The sequence below is a fragment of the Arthrobacter sp. SO3 genome, assembly GCF_020532825.1.
Taxonomy (GTDB): domain Bacteria; phylum Actinomycetota; class Actinomycetes; order Actinomycetales; family Micrococcaceae; genus Arthrobacter.
On record NZ_MQTS01000244.1, the window covers coordinates 38,880 to 45,554 of the forward strand.

Genomic DNA, 6,675 nt, shown 5'->3' on the forward strand with positions numbered 1-6,675 from the left:
CCGAGGACGAAGAGGACGCCATCCTGGACGCCCAGGGGTTCTGAGGGATGGCGACGCTGTTCTCGGAGCCCGTGGGCCGGGTCAAGCTCGCACTCTCCGCCCTTGGCGCGGCTGACACGGTGACGGTCCTTGATGCGAAAGTCCCGACGGCGGCAGCGGCGGCCGCCGCCCTGGGTTGTGGGGTTGCCGCGATCACCAACAGCCTCGTGTTCGACGTCGGGGGCGCACCCTTGCTGATCCTGGCCAGCGGCGCCGCGAGGGTCGATGTCCGGAAGGTCGCCGCTCAGCTGGGCACCGGAAAGATCCGCGGCGCCTCCCCCGAGTTCGTCCTGGAACACACCGGCCAGGAGATAGGCGGCGTGGCCCCGGTCGGGCATCCGGAGAAGATCAAGACGCTGCTGGACGAGTCCCTGAAATTTCATGAGGTCCTCTGGGCCGGAGCAGGAGACCACCACTCGATGTTCTCCATCAGCTACGTGGAGCTGCGCCGGATCACAGGCGCAGTGGAGATGCCCGTCCGCTAGCGAGAGGGAGCCGTCCGCGCGGGCGGCCTTGGCAGCTTACGCCAGCGTAATCAGGTCCAGGTAGTCTTCGTTCCAGTGGTCCTCGATGCCGTCGGGCAGCAGCACGACGCGCTCGGGGTTCAGGGCGGCAACGGCGCCTTCGTCGTGGCTCACGAGCACGACGGCGCCCGTGTAGTTGCTCAGGGCCCCGAGGATTTCGGCGCGGCTGGCCGGGTCGAGGTTGTTTGTGGGCTCGTCGAGGAGCAGCACATTCGCGCTCGAGGCCACGATGGTCGCCAAGGCCAGCCGGGTCTTCTCGCCGCCGGACAGCACACCGGCGGGCTTGTCGACGTCGTCGCCCGAGAACAGGAACGAGCCCAGGATGTTGCGGACTTCCGCGTCGTTCATGTCCGGGGCGGAGGAGCGCATGTTCTGCAGCACGGTGCGGTCCACGTCCAGCGTTTCGTGTTCCTGGGCGTAGTAGCCCACTTTCAGGCCGTGGCCCGCTACGACCTCGCCGGTGTCCGGCTTGTCAACGCCCGCCAGCATGCGCAGGAGGGTGGTCTTGCCGGCGCCGTTGAGGCCCAGGATGACCACCTTGGAGCCGCGGTCGATGGCCAGGTCCACGTCGGTGAAGATCTCCAGCGAGCCAAAGGACTTGCTGAGTCCGTCCGCGGTGAGCGGGGTCTTGCCGCAGGGTGACGGATCCGGGAAGCGCAGGGCTGCCACGCGGTCGGTCGCACGCACGGCCTCGAGCCCGCCGAGCAGACGCTCGGCACGCTTGGCCATGTTCTGCGCGGCGACGGCCTTGGTGGCCTTGGCGCGCATCTTGTTGGCCTGGTCGAAGAGGACCTGGGCCTTCTTCTCGGCGTTGGCGCGCTCCCGCTTGCGGGCCTTCTCGTCCGTTTCGCGCTGCTGGAGGTAGCGCTTCCAGTCCATGTTGTAGAAGTCGATCTGGGCGCGGTTGGGATCGAGCAGGAACACCTTGTTGACGGTGGCTTCCAGCAGCTCGGTGTCGTGGCTGATCACGATCAGACCGCCCTGGTGGTTCCGCAGGAATTCCCGGAGCCAGGTGATGGAGTCCGCGTCGAGGTGGTTGGTGGGCTCATCGAGGAGCATCGTTTCGGCGTCCGAATACAGGATCCGTGCCAGCTCCACACGACGGCGCTGTCCACCGGAAAGGGTTTTGAGCGGCTGGTTCAGCAGACGGTCCGGGAGCGCCAGGTTCGAGCAGATCGCCGCGGCCTCGGCCTCGGCCGCGTAGCCGCCGGCGGCCAGGAACTCGGACTCGAGCCGGTCGTAGCGGTTCATCGCCTTGCGCTGGACCTCGGCGTCGTCGCTGGCCATGTCATCATGGGTCTGCTTGAGCTTGTTGACGGCGATGTCCAGGCCCCGGGCGGACAGGATCCGGTCGCGGGCCAGCTGCTCCATGTCCGGGGTCCGGGGATCCTGCGGCAGGTAGCCGATCTCGCCGCTGCGCGTGACCTTGCCGCCGGCGGGGAGGCCTTCGCCCGCGAGCACCCGGGTCAGTGTGGTCTTGCCTGCACCGTTACGGCCCACAAGGCCGATCTTGTCTCCCTTGTCGATCCGGAAGCTCACCTGGTCCATAAGGAGGCGGGCGCCGGCGCGCAGTTCGAGATCCTGGACGGTAATCAATGCAGCTAAGGCCTTTCACAACAGGGAACGCCGCGGCACAACGGTGGAATCTGGAGGGGGCCGGGGCAGTGTGGCCGAGAGAACGGCCTCTCCAAGTCTACCGGTCCAGCATCCGGCCGATGACAAGCGCGCGGCGGTGGCAGGAAACGACCGACGACGGCGGCGCCGCCCGGACGTTGCCGGGGTCCAGCCGCTGGCCTTTGGTGTGGGCCTCCAGCTGGCGCGGCCCTGCTTAGTAGGGCACCTACAAAAAACGCCTCCCGCCATGCTCGTAGAGTCAAAATCAGAAGCAGTCCCCCTTTACTTGCGATTGGAACTCCCATGACGAAGACCGACGGCAGCATGGCCGCCACCCCCGCCCGGCAGCGGAGCCGCTGGAACGCCACCGATCTGGGGCTGATCGCCGTCTTCGCCGCGCTCGTGGCCGGATCCGCCCTGATTGCCGCCATTCCGGTGGGCGGGATGGGTGTCCCCATCACGGTGCAGACGCTCGCCGTGATGCTCACGGGCCTGGCACTGGGCCCCGGCAGGGCCTTCGCCGCCGTCGGTCTCTATGTGCTCCTCGGACTTGCCGGGCTGCCGATCTTCAGCGGCGGGCGCAGCGGGCTCGGCGTTCTGGCCGGTCCGTCGGCGGGCTACATCATCGGCTTCGTGGGTGCGGCGGCGGCCGTGGGCTGGCTGACCGTCGTCGTGCTGCGCCGCACCGCGGGCCGTCCCGGCAAGCTCCGCGCGGTCCTGCTTTTCGCCGCCGCGATGGTGAGCAGCATCATCTTCGTCCACGGCCTCGGCATCCTCGGCATGATGGTCAACGCGAAGCTGGACTTCTCCAAGGCGTTCCTCGCAGACCTGGTTTTTTACCCCGGGGATGTGATCAAGAACGTACTCGCCGTCACCGTTGCGCTGGCGCTGCACAAGGCGTTTCCGGATCTGCTAATCCGCCGGGTCCGGACCGGAGCGGCTGCCACCACACACACCGCCGACGTCAAGGTGGATCACCGGCCGTGAGCACCATCGTGCTGGACCGGGCTGCGGTGCGGGTGGCGGTCGACGGCCGCCCCGCGCCCAAGACCCTGCTTGAGGAACTGACCCTGCGGCTCACCGAGCAGCGGATCGGTGTGATCGGGGCCAATGGTTCCGGCAAGTCCACCCTGCTGCGGCTCCTCAACGGACTCGTGGCGCCCAGCAGCGGCACCGTTACGGTGGACAGCTGGGACACGGTCCGGGCGGTGCGGGAAGTCCGACGGCGCGTCGGCTTCGTCTTCACGGATCCGCTGTCCCAGTTGGTGATGCCGACCGGGCGGGAGGACGTGGAACTGTCGCTCCGCCGGTCTGTCCGGAACGGCCGGGAACGCAGCCGCCAGGCGGAGGCAACTCTGGACCGTTTCGGGTTGCTGGCACTGGCCGACCAGAGCATCTATGAGCTTTCCGGCGGGGAGCGCCAGCTCCTGGCCCTCGCCGCCGTCCTCGCCGTGGACCCCGAAGTGCTGGTCCTGGACGAGCCGTCCACCCTGCTGGACCTGCGCAACCGGGAATTGCTGCGCCGGACCCTGGCCGGGCTCAGCCAGCAGGTCATCCTCTCCACCCACGACCTTGAACTCGCCCTGGACCTGGACCGGGTCCTCGTGGTCGACGCCGCCACGGTGGTGTTCGACGGCGCCCCGGCGGCCGCCGTCGGATACTACCGGGCGCTCTGCGCTGCGGGGCTCGCTCCCTACGGTGCAGGATTGGAACGGCCGCGGCTGGAACAGCCCTGTCCGGAGCGGCCGTGAGCGGCCACGGATTCCTGCTGGCCAACTACGTACCCGGCACCTCCCCGCTGCACCGCGCGCCGCTGTGGCTGAAGTTCCTGCTCGTCCTCGGCTGCGGTATGGCGTCCTTCCTGATCGTGGACTGGGCCGCGGCAGCCGCGGCACTGGCCGTGATGTGCACCGTGTTTCTGCTCAGCGGCGCGGGCCTGCTGCGGCTGTTCCGGGCGGTGCGGCCTGTGCTGCCGGTCCTCGCGATGATCGGGCTGTTCCAGTGGTGGCAGCTCGGCGGACCCACCGCGGCGCGGATTGTGCTCAACGTGCTGGTCTGCATTGTTGCGGCGTCGATCCTCACCGCCACTACGCCGGTGCAGCGGCTGCTCGACGGGGTGGCTTCCCTTGCGCGGCCGTTCCGGCGCTTCGGCGCGGATCCGGAGCGCTTCGCGCTGACGATTGCCATTATGCTGCGCAGCATCCCGTTCATCGCTGGTGCCTATAGCGACGTGCGTGATTCCGCCCGGGCCCGGGGCCTGGAACGCAACCCCCGCGCCCTGATCCTCCCGGTCTTCATCACCACCGTGGCCTTCGCCCGGCAGACCGGCGACGCCCTCGCCGCACGCGGCCTGGGCGAGCCCGACACCGAGTCAGAGCCCGAGCCCGAGAAGCCTGCGTAGCCTGCCAGCCCCGAGGGACATGCCCTCCCGTGACCCGGGCCACGGGACATAATCCCACTATGTCCAATGCTTGAGCCCGGGACTGGGCATGTCCCCCGCTCCCCTGGGGTAAGGCTCCTACGACAGGGCCTGGTACTCCAGCAGCGCGGCGGTCCCCATGCCCCCGGCGATGCTGATCATTGCCAGTGCCAACTGGCCGGCGACCGGGCTGCGGCGGGCCTGGGCCAGCAGCCGGGTCACGAGCACCGCGCCGGACGCCCCGTAGGCGTGCCCCAGCGCCAGGGCGCCGCCGTCGAGGTTGGCGCGTTCCGCGGGGATGCCGAGCCGGTCCAGGCATGCAAGGGTTTGCGACGCGAACGCCTCGTTGAACTCCACCAGGCCCAGTTCCGCAGCAGTCACGCCACAGCGTTCCAGCAGGCGTTCGGCGGCCGCGGCCGCCCCGATCCCGAGCAGTTGCGGATCCACGCCGGCCGTGTCCGTGCCCCGCACCAGGAGGCCGTCGCGGGCTCCCAGTGCGCGGGCACGTTCCACCGTGGTGATCACGACGGCGGCGGCGCCGTCCGCGTCGAAGCAGGAGTTCCCTGCGGTCACCGTGCCGCCCGGCGCAAACGCCGGCGGGAAGCGCGCGAGCACGGCTTCGGTGAGGCCGCGGCGCGGCCCGTCATCGGCACTGACCAGGCGTGGCCCGTCGTCGGCACTGACCGCGGGTGGCCCGTCAGGCCCGGAACCGACCCCGAGCGGGACGGTCTCGGCGTCGAAGAACCCCGCGGCGGCGGAGGCAAGGGCGCGCCGGTGGCTACGCAGCGCGAACCCGTCCTGCCGCTCCCGGCTGATCCCGCAGTGGATGGCCACATTTTCGGCGGCGACCCCCATGTCCGGATCCCCGAGGGCCAGGGGTGAGAACTGCGCCCGGGCGAAGAATGCCGGGGCCCCGTCCGCGTCCCGGCGGGCGCGCATTGGTGCGGTGCTGATGCTCTCCACCCCGCCGGCCAGGTACAGGCCGCCGCCCCCGGCGGCCACGAGCCTGGAGGCCAGCACGATCGCGTCCAGTCCGGAGCCGCACTGGCGGTCCACGGTCAGGCCGGGGACGCTGACGGGCAGCCCCGCTTCGAGGGCGGCGAGCCGGGCCACGTTGCCGCCGCCGCCGACCGCATTGCCAATCACCACGTCCGTCACGGACACCGGGGGCACGCCGTCCCCGCCGAGAAGACCGGTGAGAAGTTCGCGGATCACCGGGGCAAGCAGTCCGTGGGCGGGCAGCGACTTGAGCGCACCGTTGGCGCGGCAGATCGGGGTCCGGCGGGCGGCGATGATGACCGGCTGCCGGTCCTCGGGCAGCGCCCAGGGCTCCCCCTCAGACAAGGCGCCGGATCCGGGGGTCGTTGCGGTCAATCCAGTCGAGCAGCAGCTCCCGGCTGAGCTTGCCGCGGTCGGTCAGCGGCAGCCCGGCCAGGACGAAGTATTCCATTGGCCGCTTGTTGCGGGCCAGCACGTCCTCGACGCCCGCCTTCAGCTGGGTGGCGGTCAATCCGCCGTGCGAGGGGACAATACCGGCGATGACCTTCTGGCCGCGGAGATCGTCCTTGCGGCCGGCGGCCACGGCGGCGGCCACGCCGGGGACGGAGGCCAGCGCCAGCTCAATCTCGTGCGGGTAGACGTTGGTGCCCGCGGTGATGATCATGTCCGAGCGGCGGCCCAGCATGTGCAGGACCCCGGCGTCGAGGAAGCCCTGGTCCCCCACCGTGTGCCAGCCGTCGAAGCTCTGCAGGGCCTGGCCGTCGTCGCCCCAGAGGTAGCCGTCGCTGACCATTCCGCTGCGGACGCAGATGTTGCCGTCGATGCCGTCGGGCAGCTGGAGGCCGGCGTCGTCGAGGATGCGGATGTCGACGCCGGGAAACGGCTTCCCGATGCCGGTTCCGCGCTGCTCCGGCGCCTTGCCGGGCGGGAGGCCGGCCCCGGAGACGAAGCTGAGCTCCGAGGCGCCGTAATACTCGAAGATGGTCGCGTTGGGCGCCCAGCGGCGGGCAGCTTCCAGGGTCCGGGCGTCCAGTTTTGAACCCGCGCAGATGATGCTGCGGATGCCCGAGGCGTCGACCC

At 69.9% G+C, this 6,675-nt stretch carries 7 protein-coding genes; 4 read left to right on the plus strand and 3 right to left on the minus strand.

All coding sequences use genetic code 11. The annotated features are described in order from the left end of the window. The first annotated feature begins 47 nt into the window (after nt 1–47). Nucleotides 48–524: a YbaK/EbsC family protein gene (locus tag BJQ90_RS21225; RefSeq protein WP_226762156.1), complete on the plus strand. Its 477-nt coding sequence runs from the start codon at nt 48–50 to the stop codon at nt 522–524. A gap of 36 nt (nt 525–560) precedes the next feature. On the opposite strand, the gene BJQ90_RS21230 is transcribed toward BJQ90_RS21225, so the two are convergent. After that, entirely contained in the window at nt 561–2,159 is a 1,599-nt protein-coding gene (locus BJQ90_RS21230; RefSeq protein WP_226762157.1) for an ABC-F family ATP-binding cassette domain-containing protein, read from the minus strand. Nucleotides 2,160–2,480: 321 nt separating this feature from the next. Here BJQ90_RS21230 and BJQ90_RS21235 point away from each other — a divergent pair, with 321 nt between their 5' ends. Genes BJQ90_RS21235 through BJQ90_RS21245 form a run of 3 tightly spaced genes read left to right on the plus strand, consistent with a single transcriptional unit; the run spans nt 2,481 to nt 4,578 of the window. After that, nucleotides 2,481–3,164, plus strand: a complete 684-nt coding sequence (locus tag BJQ90_RS21235) for a biotin transporter BioY (protein ID WP_226762158.1) — start codon at nt 2,481–2,483, stop codon at nt 3,162–3,164. After that, entirely contained in the window at nt 3,161–3,928 is a 768-nt protein-coding gene (locus BJQ90_RS21240) for an energy-coupling factor ABC transporter ATP-binding protein (RefSeq protein ID WP_226762159.1), read from the plus strand. Before BJQ90_RS21235 ends, BJQ90_RS21240 begins: the two co-directional genes overlap by 4 nt. Then, the gene (locus BJQ90_RS21245; RefSeq protein ID WP_226762160.1) at nt 3,925–4,578 is read left to right on the plus strand and encodes an energy-coupling factor transporter transmembrane component T family protein; all 654 of its coding nucleotides are present in this window, start codon (nt 3,925–3,927) and stop codon (nt 4,576–4,578) included. The genes BJQ90_RS21240 and BJQ90_RS21245 overlap by 4 nt, the downstream gene beginning before the upstream one ends. 117 nt (nt 4,579–4,695) lie before the next feature. On the opposite strand, the gene BJQ90_RS21250 is transcribed toward BJQ90_RS21245, so the two are convergent. Beyond that, nucleotides 4,696–5,940 carry a thiolase family protein gene (locus BJQ90_RS21250; protein WP_226762161.1) on the minus strand — a complete coding sequence of 415 codons (1,245 nt, stop codon included), beginning with the start codon at nt 5,938–5,940 and terminating at the stop codon, nt 4,696–4,698. After that, nucleotides 5,933–6,675, minus strand: a 743-nt coding sequence (locus BJQ90_RS21255) for a class I adenylate-forming enzyme family protein (protein ID WP_226762162.1), incomplete at its 5' end; no start/stop codon positions are given. The genes BJQ90_RS21255 and BJQ90_RS21250, both read right to left, overlap by 8 nt.